The 14,977-nt window shown below is 48.0% G+C and carries 14 protein-coding genes; 8 read left to right on the plus strand and 6 right to left on the minus strand.

Annotated elements, in window-relative coordinates:
• Nucleotides 1-383: 383 nt before the first annotated feature.
• A complete protein-coding gene (locus KBW69_RS23795; protein WP_257281075.1) occupies nucleotides 384-548 on the minus strand; it encodes a hypothetical protein in 165 nt (54 codons plus the stop codon).
• A gap of 95 nt (nucleotides 549-643) precedes the next feature.
• Here KBW69_RS23795 and KBW69_RS12455 point away from each other — a divergent pair, with 95 nt between their 5' ends.
• A complete protein-coding gene (locus KBW69_RS12455; protein WP_257275830.1) occupies nucleotides 644-832 on the plus strand; it encodes a hypothetical protein in 189 nt (62 codons plus the stop codon).
• Between the two features lie 242 nt (nucleotides 833-1,074).
• Nucleotides 1,075-3,255 (plus strand): catalase/peroxidase HPI, encoded by a 2,181-nt coding sequence (katG, locus tag KBW69_RS12460; RefSeq protein WP_257281076.1) that lies wholly within the window; start codon nucleotides 1,075-1,077, stop codon nucleotides 3,253-3,255.
• Between the two features lie 68 nt (nucleotides 3,256-3,323).
• On the opposite strand, the gene sstT is transcribed toward katG, so the two are convergent.
• Complete coding sequence (sstT, locus tag KBW69_RS12465; protein WP_257281077.1) at nucleotides 3,324-4,574, minus strand: serine/threonine transporter SstT; 1,251 nt, start codon at nucleotides 4,572-4,574, stop codon at nucleotides 3,324-3,326.
• A gap of 909 nt (nucleotides 4,575-5,483) precedes the next feature.
• Between sstT and KBW69_RS12470 the strand changes: the two genes are divergently transcribed.
• The 4 genes from KBW69_RS12470 (at nucleotide 5,484) to KBW69_RS12485 (ending at nucleotide 8,648) form a co-directional block, all read left to right on the plus strand.
• Nucleotides 5,484-6,542, plus strand: a complete 1,059-nt coding sequence (locus KBW69_RS12470; protein ID WP_257281078.1) for an AraC family transcriptional regulator — start codon at nucleotides 5,484-5,486, stop codon at nucleotides 6,540-6,542.
• A 206-nt stretch (nucleotides 6,543-6,748) separates the two neighbouring features.
• Nucleotides 6,749-8,080: an acetyl-CoA hydrolase/transferase C-terminal domain-containing protein gene (locus tag KBW69_RS12475; protein WP_257281079.1), complete on the plus strand. Its 1,332-nt coding sequence runs from the start codon at nucleotides 6,749-6,751 to the stop codon at nucleotides 8,078-8,080.
• A 54-nt stretch (nucleotides 8,081-8,134) separates the two neighbouring features.
• Nucleotides 8,135-8,338, plus strand: a complete 204-nt coding sequence (locus KBW69_RS12480; protein ID WP_257255363.1) for a DUF2905 domain-containing protein — start codon at nucleotides 8,135-8,137, stop codon at nucleotides 8,336-8,338.
• Between the two features lie 16 nt (nucleotides 8,339-8,354).
• Nucleotides 8,355-8,648 (plus strand): hypothetical protein, encoded by a 294-nt coding sequence (locus tag KBW69_RS12485; protein ID WP_257255362.1) that lies wholly within the window; start codon nucleotides 8,355-8,357, stop codon nucleotides 8,646-8,648.
• On the opposite strand, the gene KBW69_RS12490 is transcribed toward KBW69_RS12485, so the two are convergent.
• Both KBW69_RS12490 and KBW69_RS12495 read right to left on the minus strand, forming a co-directional pair.
• A complete protein-coding gene (locus tag KBW69_RS12490; protein WP_257255361.1) occupies nucleotides 8,614-8,910 on the minus strand; it encodes a DUF6482 family protein in 297 nt (98 codons plus the stop codon). The two genes, KBW69_RS12485 and KBW69_RS12490, sit on opposite strands and share 35 nt — an antisense overlap.
• A 9-nt stretch (nucleotides 8,911-8,919) precedes the next feature.
• On the minus strand, nucleotides 8,920-9,462 hold the full coding sequence (locus KBW69_RS12495) for a hypothetical protein (RefSeq protein ID WP_257275836.1): 543 nt from the start codon (nucleotides 9,460-9,462) through the stop codon (nucleotides 8,920-8,922).
• Between the two features lie 470 nt (nucleotides 9,463-9,932).
• Here KBW69_RS12495 and KBW69_RS12500 point away from each other — a divergent pair, with 470 nt between their 5' ends.
• Together KBW69_RS12500 and KBW69_RS12505 are read left to right on the plus strand one after the other, a co-directional pair.
• Entirely contained in the window at nucleotides 9,933-10,376 is a 444-nt protein-coding gene (locus KBW69_RS12500; RefSeq protein WP_257275838.1) for a hypothetical protein, read from the plus strand.
• A 35-nt stretch (nucleotides 10,377-10,411) separates the two neighbouring features.
• Complete coding sequence (locus KBW69_RS12505) at nucleotides 10,412-11,620, plus strand: MFS transporter (RefSeq protein ID WP_257281080.1); 1,209 nt, start codon at nucleotides 10,412-10,414, stop codon at nucleotides 11,618-11,620.
• A gap of 156 nt (nucleotides 11,621-11,776) precedes the next feature.
• On the opposite strand, the gene KBW69_RS12510 is transcribed toward KBW69_RS12505, so the two are convergent.
• Both KBW69_RS12510 and KBW69_RS12515 read right to left on the minus strand, forming a co-directional pair.
• Entirely contained in the window at nucleotides 11,777-12,973 is a 1,197-nt protein-coding gene (locus KBW69_RS12510; protein WP_257281081.1) for a C2H2-type zinc finger protein, read from the minus strand.
• Between the two features lie 516 nt (nucleotides 12,974-13,489).
• Nucleotides 13,490-14,854 (minus strand): M17 family metallopeptidase, encoded by a 1,365-nt coding sequence (locus KBW69_RS12515; protein ID WP_257254159.1) that lies wholly within the window; start codon nucleotides 14,852-14,854, stop codon nucleotides 13,490-13,492.
• Between the last annotated feature and the right edge of the window lie 123 nt (nucleotides 14,855-14,977).

Consider the following 14,977-nt stretch of genomic DNA (forward strand, 5'->3'; position numbering starts at 1 on the left):
TTCGCAAATCCGAATAAAGAACAACTGATGTCCTTTTTGGAGCGAAATTCAGACAAAAACCTGGTATCAACAGACAGGGTTTGAAATCAAATGCAGCAGGCGCTGAGATCATCGGCGCTCACCTTGATTGATCAAAAACCTCGATAAACACAGGATTTCGCTGGCCCAAAGCCAGCTAGAGCTATCAGAGCATTAAAGCCAACAACATTCAGAGCTGAGAGGAGTCTGGTATCTCTGCTCTGTAGCTTGCCCCACTGTTCAGATCTCTTTATATTCGGGAAACTCATTAGTAGCCAAATCAAGAATAAGAATCCATGAACATTGCCATTTATATATACGACAATGCATAAGTACTGGATTTTTCCGGTTCTTTTGAAGTATTTTCAACAGCCAGTCGGGTCTGTGCAGACCACAAGCCTTTTAATGTCTTTCTGATAAGAGAGACTGGTGAAACTGTTTCTGCCCGCGCCGGATATAGCGTGAATCCTGACTATGGATTCTATAACCACCCTCCCATTGACTTGCTGATGGTGGTTGGCGGCGTTCATAATGCAGAACTGAAGTAGAAAGTGCCTGGGTACTCACTCACTACTATCAAGTCAGTCCAGGTCAGCAATGTCAGAAATTAAGAGCCGTTATTCAGTTGCAAAAGTGCCTGACGCAGGATTATCAGGCCACGCTCAAAGCCCTTGATGATTATACCAACGGTTACGATTTTGCCGATGCAATGATTGGTCATCATAACCAGCTTCAATGTAAAGCCACCCGGACATTTGATCGCAGGGCTTCACGCCTCACTCAATTCAGCTTGCTCAGGAACTTTGATCATTGATCCAGAACTTATTGAGCAATGATTGACTGGGACTGAAAGCCTGTCTCGTAAGCAATCACCTTATCATTTGCGTACGCAGCCAATGGCTCTTACACTTCTAGTCACCATACCCCTTGGCTAAAATCCAACTGCATTTGGGTAGCCTCATCGTAATCACACAATTTCTTTGACGCATTCAAGCGGCTATCTTGACCTTAAGAAGTTTGATCTACATCACTGCAGGAATGAATCGGAGGCACTGTATGTCTGCTAGTCAATGTCCGGTTTTGCATCATACCGCTGGCGGCGGCACTTCCAATCAGGATTGGTGGCCCAATCGGTTACAGCTGGAAATTCTCCGACAACACGGTGATGCCTCTAACCCGATGGGCGCGCATTTCGATTATGCGGCTGAGTTCAACACTCTGGACCTCAAAGCAGTCAAAACTGACCTGGAAACACTGATGACTGATTCCCAGCCCTGGTGGCCAGCAGATTTTGGTCATTATGGCCCTCTCTTTGTACGAATGGCCTGGCACAGTGCCGGAACCTACCGGACCCTTGATGGCCGGGGCGGTGCAGGCACAGGTAGCCAGCGTTTTGCACCGCTCAACAGTTGGCCGGACAATGCCAATCTCGACAAAGCCCGTCGTTTGCTCTGGCCTGTTAAACAGAAATATGGCAAAAAACTGTCCTGGGCCGACCTAATGATTCTCGCAGGCAATGTAGCCCTCGAAGCCATGGGCTTTAAAACCTTTGGCTTTGCCGGCGGACGAGTGGATATCTGGGAATCAGAAAAAGACATATACTGGGGCAACGAAAAAACCTGGCTGGGTGATGAGCGCCACATCGGTGAACGCGACCTGGAAAAGCCACTGGCCGCGGTCGAGATGGGCCTGATCTACGTTAACCCCGAAGGCCCCGATGGCAACCCTGATCCGAAAGCCGCTGCTATGGAAATTCGCAGTACTTTTGCCCGCATGGCCATGAACGATGAGGAAACCGTTGCCCTGATTGCTGGTGGTCATACTTTTGGCAAATCTCACGGGGCGGGTGACCCTTCTCTGGTTGGTCCTGAGCCCGAAGCGGCAGACATCACCGAACAGGGACTGGGATGGAGCAGCAGCCATGGATGCGGTAAAGCCGGTGATACCATCACGGGTGGTCCTGAAGTCACCTGGACCAGCCAGCCTACCCAGTGGAGCAACCTGTATTTTGAAAATCTGTTTAAATACGAATGGGAACTGACCAAAAGCCCGGCCGGAGCTTATCAATGGATGGCCAAGGACAGTGAAGCCACCATTCCTGACGCTCATGAACCAGCAAAACGTCATCAGCCCACCATGCTAACCACCGATCTGTCGCTCCGGGTTGATCCAGCATACGAGGAAATATCCAGAAACTTTTATAAAAACCCGGATCAGTTTGCCGATGCCTTTGCCCGCGCCTGGTTTAAGCTGACTCACAGAGACATGGGGCCCAGAGCACGCTACCTGGGTCCGGAAGTGCCCAGCGAAGTGATGATCTGGCAAGACCCCGTTCCACCTGTTGATCATGAACTGGTGGATAAAGATGATCAGGAGGCACTTAAGCAGCAGATTCTCGATTCGACCCTCTCCATCCGCGAACTGGTATCAACCGCCTGGGCTTCTGCCTCAACCTTCAGAGGTTCGGATATGCGTGGAGGTGCCAATGGCGCTCGAATCCGACTTGAGCCGCAGAAAAACTGGGCGGTTAATAGACCAGAACAACTCTCACGTGTTCTGCAGCAACTTGAAGATATCCAGCAAGCGTTCAATGGCTCTCAATCAGGTAATAAAAAGATTTCCCTGGCCGACCTGATTGTTCTGGGCGGTTGTGCAGCCATTGAACAGTCTGCTAAAAATGCTGGCCACGATATTGAACTGGTATTCACCCCTGGTCGTATGGATGCTTTACAGCAGCAAACGGATGTTCAGAGCTTTCGGCTACTGGAGCCCATGACAGACGGCTTCAGAAACTATCAGAAAAAAACCACAGATGTACCTGTTGAAGCACTTTTAATCGACAAGGCTCAGCTGTTGACCCTGACCATTCCTGAAATGACGGTGCTTATTGGAGGCATGCGTGTTCTCAATACCAACAGTGACCAGAGTCAGCATGGGGTTTTTACCTCTAAAACAGATGCACTGACCAATGATTTCTTCATCAATCTGCTGAATATGAATACTGAGTGGAAACCGACGTCTGTGGATGAAGATATTTTTGAAGGTCATGATCGTAAAACCGGTGCCAGTCAGTGGAGTGCAACCCGTGTAGACCTGATTTTTGGCTCTGACTCCGAACTGCGTGCTGTGGCTGAAGTCTACGGTTCATCCGATGCTGGCGAGAAGTTTGTTCATGATTTTGCTGCCGCCTGGGTCAAAGTGATGAATCTTGACCGATTCGATCTCAGAGCTTCCTGATTGTTTCATCATAAAAAAAACCGCCAGGATCAGCTGGCGGTTTTTATGGACTGGATAGTACTTCAGTCTCAGGCATTGACCTCCCGGGTCACCTGAACGACCTGACCGCTTTCTTCAGCAGAGATGCATGCTGCAGCAGTGAACGCAACGTCGGTTGAACTGTTTAGAGCGGTTTCAGCAGAATCCTGGATAACGCCGATGATAAAACCGACAGCAACCACCTGCATGGCCACATCGGCAGAGATCCCGAAAAGACTGCAAGCCAGTGGAATCAGCAGCAGAGAGCCACCTGCAACACCGGAAGCGCCACAGGCCGAGATGGCAGCGATCACACTTAGAATCAGAGCGGTTGGCATGTCTACCTGAATACCCAGAGTGTTAACTGCGGCGAGGGTCATCACAGTGATGGTGATAGCAGCGCCTGCCATGTTGATGGTCGCCCCCAAAGGTATGGATACCGAGTAGGTATCTTCATGTAGATCCAGCTTTTTGCACAGTTCCATGTTCACTGGAATGTTGGCAGCAGAACTACGGGTAAAGAATGCGGTTACACCGCTTTCGCGCAGACATTGGAAAATCAGCGGGTATGGGTTGCGCTTCAGTTTGGCAAACACGATTAGTGGGTTTACAACCAGCGCAATAATCAACATGCAGCTGATCAAAACCATCAGCAGCTGGCCGTACTCAGCCAGGGCAGAGAAACCAGTCTTGGCTACTGTGTTGGCTACCAAACCGAAAATGCCAAAAGGTGCCAGCTGGATAACAAAGCGAACGACGTTGGATACCGCATCGGAAAGGTCGTGAACCACACGTTTGGTGGTATCTGAAGCACGATGCAGCGCGAGACCCAGAGCAACGGCCCAAGCCAGGATACCGATAAAGTTGCCGCTCATCAGGGCTTCAACAGGGTTCTGGACAATGCTGAACAGCAGGGTGTTCAGTACTTCGCCAACACCCTGTGGAGGATTGGCGCTGGCTTCATTGGTGACCAGAGTCAGAGTGACCGGAAAGGCAAAGCTCATGACAACAGCCGTCAGAGAAGCAGCCAGAGTACCAATCAGGTACAAGCCAATCACGGGTTTCATGTTGGTATGCTGACCTTTTTTCTGGTTGGCAATAGAGGCAGCCACCAGCATAAAAACCAGAACCGGCGCTACGGCCTTGAGAGCACCGACGAACAAAGAGCCCAGAACAGAGAAAGAAAGAGCTGTATCGGGAGCAACGACCGCCAGGCCTGCACCCAGCACAATACCAATGAGAATCCTCAGCACCAGGCTCGTGCTGGCCATGCGTTCGAATAGAGATTGAGTTTCACCCATACTGTACCTACTTTATTTATAATAGAGTTCGCGCCCTTTCTGATCATCAGGTGACAATCAGGGAAAGGCTAAACCCCCAGCTCCAGGCTGTTTGATCATTCCAACTTCCATAGCGTGTCATCTGTCTGAAAGACCCTTTCACGGTACGGAAATCACCAATCGGGTGATCACTTTATAAGCAATTCGCACAAATCGAGTGTGCAAACCTAATGGATCAGCCCCACTGCAGTATTGATATGTGTCAATTAATTAGACCTTTAATCCATAGAGTAAGTTCACTCTTATTTTTCCGCCAGCTGGCCTAATGGTCATTTTAAAGGACATTCAAATACTCCCCTCAACTCTGCTGACATTTTGTCTCGGGGCTGAAAAATAAGCTTTTTCCATTGTTTTCCGGCTTTGAAAACTGCTTTTTTACCCATTTGTTTATTGAACACAAAATTGAGAATAGAGAATCTCTGACCACAGGCCATTGTGGATTAAACGGTAATAAGAAGGGGCTCCCCCAGACATTTGTCAGTAAATTACATCAATCAGCCATGAACAACTGAAACAATTCTTCTTCACACTCAGGGATGAAATATTTTTCACGATAAGAAATACGTATATTCGTTCTGCGACACTGTCTTCTGCCGCATAAGTAATCCATCAAGATCCAAGGACACATACTACTCTTTTGGAATGAGGAAAAGATCAGTTCCAAGTCTGTTTTTGAGCGGTATAATCTGCAACAGGCATTGAAAATGCTGAACAGCAGTGATGCAAACATTATCATCATTGCGTACACGGGTACCCGCACTCCAGCTCGTTCAGTCGGGCCTTTTGTCGCTGGACCGCGAGGCCATGCCGGAAGGTTAATCCACCAAGTTTGCTTGTTCTCAGCACGCCTTTACAACAAACCAGAAATTTATGCGCCGTAAAACATCTTTTACCGATTCATCATCGGAAGTGATTAATAAATACCGCGGAACGGTCAGTGGACGATGGTTTGACCTGATTAATCTGCAACTACAGAAACATGGGGTCAGTCCATTACCTCCCGAGCATTTTAATATTCCTCTTGAAAGCGGGTCATACTGCGACAGGCCAATCCCTGTCGATGGCGCTCGCAAGTTGCTTTACTGGGCCGTAGAGCAGACGGATGAACCCCTGTTGCCTGTCGATCTGGGGCTTTCACTGCAACCGCTTGATTTCAAATCACTGGGTATTGTCTTATGGAGCTCTGCATCACTCAGGCAACGAATTGAAAAACTGGAAACTTATCAGTCACTGATCACGACAACCACGCGAATCATCTTCAATGAAGCAGCCGGGACAGCGTCATTATTATTAATTGACAATGACGCTGTCGATAAACAGGTCAACCTGACCAAACACGGCATGATGGCCCTGGTGTCAGCGGTTGCCAGGGTAATACGCTGGGACCATGAAACTGAAATAACGATACACTTGCCATTTGAACAACCCACATACCATAAAAAACTCAAGGACAAGTTGGAGTGCACTCTGAAATTCTCCATGTCTCAGTATCGAATAGAATTCAGTGTCGATGCGCTGGATCTGCCTTTGCGGACCAGTGACCCGGAGTTACTTCAGGCAACTGAATCACTGGTACAGAAAAAACTGTTAATGATTGAACAAAAAAACCTCGTTTTAAGAGTCAGTCGCTCACTGCTGGAACTAAGCCCGCTTATTCCGCCGGCCACTTCTAAAATGGCCGGCCTAATGAATATCAGCAGTCGTACATTCCAGAGAAAACTGTCAGAGCTGGGGCTGAGTTACCGGGAGCTGGTTAACAAAATACGCCATGAAAAAGCCATTGCCCTGATTGAGTCCAGTGACACACCGCTGTCCACTGTCGCTTATGAGTTAGGATTTGGCGATTTAAGCAGCTTTTCAAGGGCATTTAAAAGCTGGACAGGTATGTCACCAAGGCAGTACCGAAATACCCAAGCCTCGGGCGTTTAGTCTTGAAACAGTTCGAAATATGATTCAAATCAACTCATTTAGTCACAGTCGGTAATAAACAAGTACATGGCGCGCCCTGTCAAGTTTTTAGTGGGCCATTGATGTAGAGTGAAGACCCTATCGTTTTCAAACAAGACCCTGCGTTTCCAATGTTTACGGGGCATTCATCAAATGGGTCACTATTAGCAGACAAAAAAGGAGTCACCGTGACTGCTCAATTTGATATCAAAAACTGGCAATCTACCTACGATCGTAAATGTTCACCCCTGGACGATGCGGCCAATGAAATCCAATCCGGGGACCGGGTCTGGATTGGTGGTGCCAATGGTATTGCCATTCCGGTTCTCAAACAGCTTTGCCATCGTAAAGATGAATTAAAAGACGTTGAATTATACGGCGCACTATTAATGTTTCCTTTTGATTTTCTCAAGGCAGAATTTAAAGGCCACATTAATTACAACTGCTTGTTTACCGGGCCACTGGAAAGAAAATTCCTGGGACCTCATGGCAATATAAAGATTAATTCTGTGCATTTTTCGCAGACACAGAGCTTTATGAAAAACATCATGAAGCCAAATGTTCTGCTGATGGAAGTTTCCCGGCCTGATGAAAATGGCTTTATGAGTCTGGGTCATATTGGTGCCCTGTTAGGCGACAGCGTTGTTGAAAGTACCGAAAAGGTTATAGTAGTTGTCAACGATCAGGTACCTTACCTTAAAGGTGAAAGTAACTTTATCCATGTGGATCAGGTTGACAAACTGGTTGAATGCAGCCACGAACTGCCCTTCGCGCCCCAGGCACAGCCAAGCGAACTGGAACAGAGTATTGCCAGCCACATTCTGCCTTACATTAATGATGGTGATACCATTCAAGTTGGTTTTGGCGGACTGTCAGATGCGGTTGCCTATGGTTTGGAAAATAAAAAGAACCTGGGCGTGCATTCGGAAATGATGACGGACTCTCTGCTGCACCTGATTAAAAAAGACGCTATTGATAACAGCAATAAAACCATTGACAAAAACAAACTGGTTTACGGACTGGCCGTCGGTAGTCGTGAACTTCTGGATTTTCTGGATAACAACGACGACGCCCACGTCATGCCCCTGCCAACCCTGAACAAGCCGGAAAAAATAGCGGAGCAGGATAATTTCATTTCCATCAACGGTGCTTTGATGTGCGACCTGACGGGACAGATTGCGGCTGAAGGTGTTGGCCTGAACCAGATTTCCTGCACAGGTGGTCAGCTTGATTTTGTCCGCGGCGCAGGCATGTCCAAAGGTGGCAAGTCCTTTATCGCCCTGTCGTCTGTTTTCAAAGGCAAAAACGGTCTGGAATCCCGTATTCAACTGACCCTGCCCGCCGGAACTCCGGTGACCACACCACGCAGTGACGCTATGTTCATTGTGACAGAGTACGGTGTTGCCGACGTGCACAACAAGTCACTGAAAGATCGTACTGCGGCCCTGATTGCAATCTCTCATCCGGACTTTCGCGAGACCCTCACCATTGAGGCCCGTGAAGCGGGTCTGATCGACTAAAGCGGACATTTTATCCTATTCTGAAATCCTATATTGCCAAGCAAAACCGTTACCATGGTAAAGCTGTTGATTTTCGTGGGTCTGGTTCTGGTGTCCCTTGGACTGATTCTGCATTTTGCGCCAGGGCTGTTGAAATGGTTTGGTCACCTTCCCGGTGACCTCCATTGGAAGAGTAATGACTTTCAGGTCTTCATTCCTGTCACCTCAATGATTATCATCAGTGTGTTATTGACACTAATCATCCAACTATGGCGCTGAATGGAGGGAGGAAGTGATGCAGTCACACTATCTTCTGACAGGGTTAACCATCGGCTTGCTTCTGACGGGGTGTTCTGCTTTTAAAGGGTCAGAAAAAAAGTCGATGTGTTCCGAAAGCTGGTATGAGTTTGTAGAGTCGATACTATTCACTGGTGACTCCATGGGTCACGGCCCTGATCTCGGCTCTCCGGAGTGGCGTTCCGTTGTGGAGTTCAGGCTGGATCTACGAGATCAGGGCCTGTTACCTGATCGATCAAGTGATCGCTGGTGCGAGGCTATCGATCAATTTTTGAAAGCCCATGACGAATAGTTCTACCTTCGCGGTAATCCCCTGAGCTGATCATTTCGTCGTAGGTTGTAGACATGACCATATCCAGCTGATCCGACAGATATTTGCCTAACGTGTATTTGGCCTCAAAGATGCTGTGAAAGACCTTGGGTTTTTTTTCGGCACGCTCGGTAAGCCACTCCTTATCGTTAATGCGGCATAGATAGATGTCACCCTCAGCCGAGATCAATTCCAGGTGGGTCGGCTTCCGGCGAACAATGGCAGTCAGCGTTTTCAGATTCATAAGCTAGCCTCACGAGTGTTTTTTGAGAATCCATGATCCCTTAAATGGGTTGTCTAACCTCTGGCTTCTGCCAGCCGGTTCCGCCTCAGGGATGTGTTGTGCAATCACATGCATCAGTTTTGAAAGGGAGTCAGGTTCAACATCCAGCATGACCACACTTCCACCCTGCTCTATGTGATCATGGAAAGGTTGAAGCCTGAAGTTGTCACTGGAAGCTCCGATCAAACCTCCCAGCCAGGTGGAGTAACCCAGTACCACCAGGCAAGAGAAAAAGGTAACGACTGAGGCAACGGGATGTCCCTCCGTTAACTCATGAACCGAGAGTCCGGTCAGAACTGTCAGCAGGATGCCCACGAGAAACCCTCGTCCACCCGAGTGGACAGTGTCGTATTCCTCGAGGAAGGACAGATCATTCAGATGTTTTTTTTGCGTAGCCAGATGATCTTTGTGAGCGATGTGGATCCGGTTGTGGTTAACCCCTTCAGCTTCTGCAAGATCGTTCAACTTTTGGGCGAAGGAGAGGTCAGGCAGACGATAGAGTACTCTTAACATACAAAACACCTTTCTTCGGTGATTAATTAAGGTCTCAAAACCCAATGTTAGAGCGTTTACGCATAATTAGCGAATTTGGATCATATGGAAAGAATCAGGACTTTATAACGCACCTCTCTCTTACTAACTCTTTGAAGGCTCAATCAGCCAGAGACAGATAACCGTTTTTTTCGCCAGACCATCACAATTTCCAATTTTAGCGGCTCAGAGAAAGGTAGAGAGCAGACCTGGCGTTCACTCTGCGCAACGAGCCTCCGGCAGAGGCACATAGCAAGGTTGTCTTCATATAACTTTATTCTCACACTGGCTTCAAATTCAACGTTTGCTTTAACCGTGAGGCAAAGCTGAGTGAGGTGGAGGGGTAGAACCCGGGAACGAACGGGAAGAATTTGTCAGACACGGTTGCCGGATTGTTATGAACTTTATGGTGAATGAACTCTCTAAGAATAAATAACTATAAGGAATTTACTATGAATTTACCTCCTGTTCAGCCCTCTGAGCCAACAAGCTCCCAAGCTACTGCGTTTTCAAATCAACTTACAACAACTGACGATTATCATTCATTCCAGGTATTTATACCAAAAGGTAAAAGTACAACTGCATGGATAGAATGGTGCAGGGAAAATGGATTGAATTTTTGGTTAGGAACCAGTGCTGCTCAATTTAAGGTTTCAGAAACAGCAAAAATATTTAATATTGACTCCACTGAAAAATATGAATACTTATTAAAAAACTTCCCTCATGCAGAAGATGATAATTATATAGACTGGGAACGAGTAGCGACTGAGTTTGATGCTGTACACTGCACAGAAGATTTTTTTATTCCGGGATGGGATTGTGAATCAACAGCATGGTTCAATAAAGAGAAATTAGCATTCCAGAAATCTATAAGCTCACAAGAAATTGACTTGTAAAATATATAGTTCAGCATTCAGGTAGCAGTAATAACATGATTGATCTAGCCACGCCCTCTTATCGAAAAGCCACCTTTGCCCTGGCACTGGGGTCATTCCTGATATTCTGTAACCTGTATCTGTTTCAGCCATTGATTCCTGTCATGGCTAATCAATTCTCGATATCTGTGCTCAAGGCCAATGGCCTGCTGGCAGCAAGTACGGCCGGTCTGGCAATGTCACTGTTGCCCTGGGCCATTCTTTCAGAAAAGCTGGGACGTTACCCTGTGATGATGATTAGCCTGGCACTGATACCTCTGACAGGACTGGGCATACTCCTTTCAAACAGCTTGACGGTTATGATTGTTGCCAGAGCACTGCTGGGCGTCGCTCTGGCAGGTTTTGCTGCCGTAGCAGTGGCCTACATGGCAGAAGAATTCACCCAAAACGCCCTCGTGATGGCTGTCGGCACTTATATCAGCGCAAACTCCCTGGGAGGTATCAGTGGCCGTATCTTTGGGGGATTGGTGTCCGAACAGTGGAACTGGGAGACAGCCGTTGCGGCCATGGCACTGTTCAGTCTGCTATGTGCTCTGACTGTCTACGCGTTATTGCCCAGAGCGGTTCATTTTCAGCAAGAATCCGGGGTCAGTGTTAAAGGAGCTACCCGTATTATTGCCGGGCACCTGCATAATCCAAAATTGTTACTGGCTGTATTAATTGGTGGCCTAAACTTTGCCCTGTTCGTCAATTTATACACTGTCATGGGTCTCAGACTGATTGCTCCCCCCCACTCTCTTCCTGTGGGCTGGACTGCACTGATCTTTCTTTGCTACCTGAGCGGCACTATTTCTTCCCGACTCAGTGGGCACTGGCGTAAGCAAAACACCATCACCCAAGGCCTGTTGATCGGAACATTTATTAGCATGTGTGGGTTATGGATAGCCAGTTTTCAGGCCTTGACGACAATCATTATCGGATTATTGCTGATCAGCTCCGGAGCATTCTTTGTTCACTCTCTGGCTTATGGCTGGGTCAGTCATCATGCCACCCGTGCCAAGGCTACGGCTACCGCTCTGTACCTTGTTGCTTATTATCTGGGCGGCAGTCTGGGAGGATTTCTTCTGATCGCATGCTGGCAGACAGCAGCCTGGGGGGGAGTATTAGTGGGGTCAATGAAGCTCTATGGATTAATGTACTGGATGTGCTTCAGACTGAGAAAGTATGACTCCACGCACCAAACACCAACCATGGCTGCGCCTTGAGTAAAAGACAAATAGCCTCCGGGAATACGTGCATGAATGCATCCCGTCATAGCTCTCCTTTTCAGATAAATAGCTGTATTTTTGAGGTATTCGAAATAGTATGTGGATCGACTGGCGCCATGGACACGTCGTGCAGGGCTGCACAAACCGAAAAAATCAATCACTTGACTGTGCATCATCAAACTTTTGTTTTCGGTGTTGCTTTCTGTGATCCGACAGGGCTTTCGCGTTTGGCAGGGACTTCTGGCACTCAGGGCAGGTTTGCTCTCCGGTGTGGTATCGACTTTTGTGTTCCGACAAAGCTTTCTTGTTTGGCAGAGCCTTCTGGCACTCAGGGCAGGTTTGCTCTGGGGTGTGATATTGAATTTTGTGAACCGACAGGGCTTGGGTGTTTGACAGAACCTTATGGCACTCAGGGCAGGTTTGATCTCCGCTGTGATATTGACTTTTGTGAACTGACAGGACATGAGCGTTTGGCAGGGTCTTCTGGCACTCTGGACAAGTTTGCTCCGGGGTGTGATCTTTTCTTTTGTGAACTGACAGGACTTGAGCGTTTGGTAAGGTCTTCTGGCACTCAGGGCAGGTTCGCTCTCCGCTGTGATATTGACTTTTGTGAGTGTTCAATGAGGCTTGAGAGCCAAGAGATTTTTCACAGCCAGAGTGATCACATCGGTATTTTTTGGAGCCTGCCTTCCTTTGTTTTTTCACAGGAGGTGGATTTAATTTTAATGATCGAGCAGCTGTGCTGTGAGTACCTGAGACAACGGTCGGGCCTTCAGCAGGATGACTTACCGAGCCAGATGTCTTATCGCCTGTCTGCAAATAAACATCTGTTCTGCAAGCGAAAGAGTCGTCTGAGGTTGAACGACACTGAGTACTTGCGGAGGGAGCGAAGATACAGCGTCTTTGTCGATGACAACAGGGCTGTTCATGGCAATTTTCGTCAAGGCTATGTCGGAAGCCCGTGGGCCGACCCGAATTTTCATCATTATGGTCGTTGTCGTATAGTGAGTGCGATTTTTCTGAATGTCTGTTGAATGACTGACCATGATTCTCTGACCCCGTTGTCCGGGAATAGTTTCCGCCGCCCGTTCCGTACATCAAAGTGATGATCTGAAGTTTGTTTCGCCAAGAGGGTTTGTCATCGGGTAACGTGCCTGACCCTGAATATCCGTCTGTGCGGGTAATGTGTGATGATTCATTTGGCATCAGCCTCCCATCGGTCATTGGCATTGCAGATAATGTGCCCGGCTCAGTTTTGATAGAAAAACTCTGGCTTGTCGAAACGCCATTCTGGTTGACCTGAACGATAAAACGGTAGGTCTGCGGCTCAACCGGGCAAACGAAAGGCACAACGACCAATACGTGCAGGAGTAAACTTTTAATGGTTTTATCCTTTGTTTTCTATGAATAGGAGCAGTGAGGATAGACGAGAGAAAAAGGGGCACGGAACGAAAAGTTAATGGTTCATGGATTTTCCCATTCTTGACAAACGTGCTGAAATTTTACTGAAACGCCGATGTTTTATACCTGACGACTGTCGACATACCCGGTTTGAGAAAAGCGATGAACTCAGGGACGATCTCAGAGTTTCAGTAAAGTGATTATCTGGCCCCGATGAGATTCGCCTGAATCGTCGAATGCGGTTGTAATGACGAATATTCAGCAGAGAACTGTATACGTCAAACTCGGGGTGACAAAGTCATCATACAAATCGATAGGGTTACTGGAATTGGCTTAGTGGCAGAGCAGAAGAATTTTTCGAATACCTATTTTTATATAGTAATTTTAATGCCAGCCAGAACACACCCACCCATAATAAAAGCCACTGCCTGCAATCAGGAGTGGCTTTCGCCAACGGGAATTTGATTACTGACCGTAGCGATCCTGAAGTACTTCAAACACGGCACGAACCCCAAACGCTTCTCCACCTAGCGGGCGACCGGGCTGAGGACGAATATTCCAGGCCATGATATCAAAGTGAACCCAGGGAATGCCCTTGCCGACAAACTCCTGCAAATAGAGAGCTGCAGTAATAGACCCTCCATAAGGCTCCTTGGCGCAGTTGGTCATATCAGCGATTTCGCTGTTGAGCATGTACCTGTAGTCCTTGTGCAAGGGCATGCGCCAGATTGGGTCGTCCGTTTTGTCACCCGCCTGCATCAGTTCACAGGCCAGGGCCGTATCGTCAGTGTAAAAGCCCCCCACCTCAGTACCCAGAGCCACACGACAGGCTCCGGTCAGAGTGGCGAAATCGACAATCATGTCAGGATTTTCGGTACTGGCTTCCGTCAGTGCTTCACACAGAACCAGACGACCTTCGGCATCGGTATTGTGAATTTCTACCGTCAAACCCTGACGGGTTTTCACTATATCTCCGGGACGCAGGGCATTTCCGGCAACCGCATTTTCAACGGCTGGAATCAGCATTCTCAGACGAACAGGCAGGTTAAAGTCCATGATCAGGCGCGCCAGTCCGATGACGTGAGCGGCACCGCCCATATCTTTTTTCATCAGACGCATACCGTCTGCACCTTTCATGTCCAAACCGCCACTGTCGAAGCAGACGCCCTTACCCACCAGTGTGATCAAGGGATGCTTCCCGTCACCCCAGGTCATGTCAATCAGCCGTGGTGCGTGACTGCTGGCGCGCCCGACCGCATGAATGGTGGGATAATTTTGAGTCAACAGCTCATCACCTACCGTCTGACTGACTTTGGCACCAAACTCTTCGGCCAGCTTTTCTACGGCCTCACCCAGATGTTCGGGCATCATATCGCCAGCCGGAGTGTTCACCAGATCACGAACAATGGCCATCGCTTTAACAAATTTTTCGGCTTCTAAAACCTCTGCCTGCCTCGGCAGAATCAATCTTGGACGCTCTTTCTGTTCAGTTTTTTTGTAGCGGTCGAACTGATAAGCACCCAGCCCCCAGCTAAATGCGGCCAGTTTAAGAAGGTTTTCATCGCCCTGAAGTTTGTAGTCCCCAGCTGGCAGCTGATTGACCAAATTTCCGCAGATAAAGTGGCTGGACAGATCTTCAACACCGACAATAACCTGATCCACGACACCTTCTTCACCGGGAATCAGACTGATGCCCTCTCCTTTGAAGTCTGTGCAGGTCAGCCAGTTCTGTAGAGGTTCTGACTGCTCATCAAACCAGCGATCATAATCTGAAGTTTCCACCAGAGTCAGAGGAATACCGTGGTCACCAGCCAGCAAATAGGAATGCATAGATCTCTACCAATTGGGAATATGAGGGATTGAAAGACGACAATACAGAAAGATGGTACTCAGTATCGAGATGGCTTGCTAGCAAAAGCAGGGGCAAACCACAATATTGCCATTTGCCCCATG

Origin of the sequence: Endozoicomonas sp. ISHI1, from assembly GCF_024606225.1 — a bacterium.
In the GTDB taxonomy this organism is placed as follows: domain Bacteria; phylum Pseudomonadota; class Gammaproteobacteria; order Pseudomonadales; family Endozoicomonadaceae; genus Endozoicomonas_A.

Coding starts and splice junctions, on each gene's coding strand:
- KBW69_RS23795 (WP_257281075.1), bottom strand. CDS start 548: ATGAACGCCGCCAACCACCATCAGCAAGTCAATGGGAGGGTGGTTATA.
- sstT (WP_257281077.1), bottom strand. CDS start 4,574: ATGGGTGAAACTCAATCTCTATTCGAACGCATGGCCAGCACGAGCCTG.
- KBW69_RS12490 (WP_257255361.1), bottom strand. CDS start 8,910: ATGAATCTGAAAACGCTGACTGCCATTGTTCGCCGGAAGCCGACCCAC.
- KBW69_RS12470 (WP_257281078.1), top strand. CDS start 5,484: ATGCGCCGTAAAACATCTTTTACCGATTCATCATCGGAAGTGATTAAT.
- KBW69_RS12505 (WP_257281080.1), top strand. CDS start 10,412: ATGATTGATCTAGCCACGCCCTCTTATCGAAAAGCCACCTTTGCCCTG.
- KBW69_RS12515 (WP_257254159.1), bottom strand. CDS start 14,854: ATGCATTCCTATTTGCTGGCTGGTGACCACGGTATTCCTCTGACTCTG.
- KBW69_RS12480 (WP_257255363.1), top strand. CDS start 8,135: ATGGTAAAGCTGTTGATTTTCGTGGGTCTGGTTCTGGTGTCCCTTGGA.
- KBW69_RS12500 (WP_257275838.1), top strand. CDS start 9,933: ATGAATTTACCTCCTGTTCAGCCCTCTGAGCCAACAAGCTCCCAAGCT.
- KBW69_RS12485 (WP_257255362.1), top strand. CDS start 8,355: ATGCAGTCACACTATCTTCTGACAGGGTTAACCATCGGCTTGCTTCTG.
- katG (WP_257281076.1), top strand. CDS start 1,075: ATGTCTGCTAGTCAATGTCCGGTTTTGCATCATACCGCTGGCGGCGGC.
- KBW69_RS12495 (WP_257275836.1), bottom strand. CDS start 9,462: ATGTTAAGAGTACTCTATCGTCTGCCTGACCTCTCCTTCGCCCAAAAG.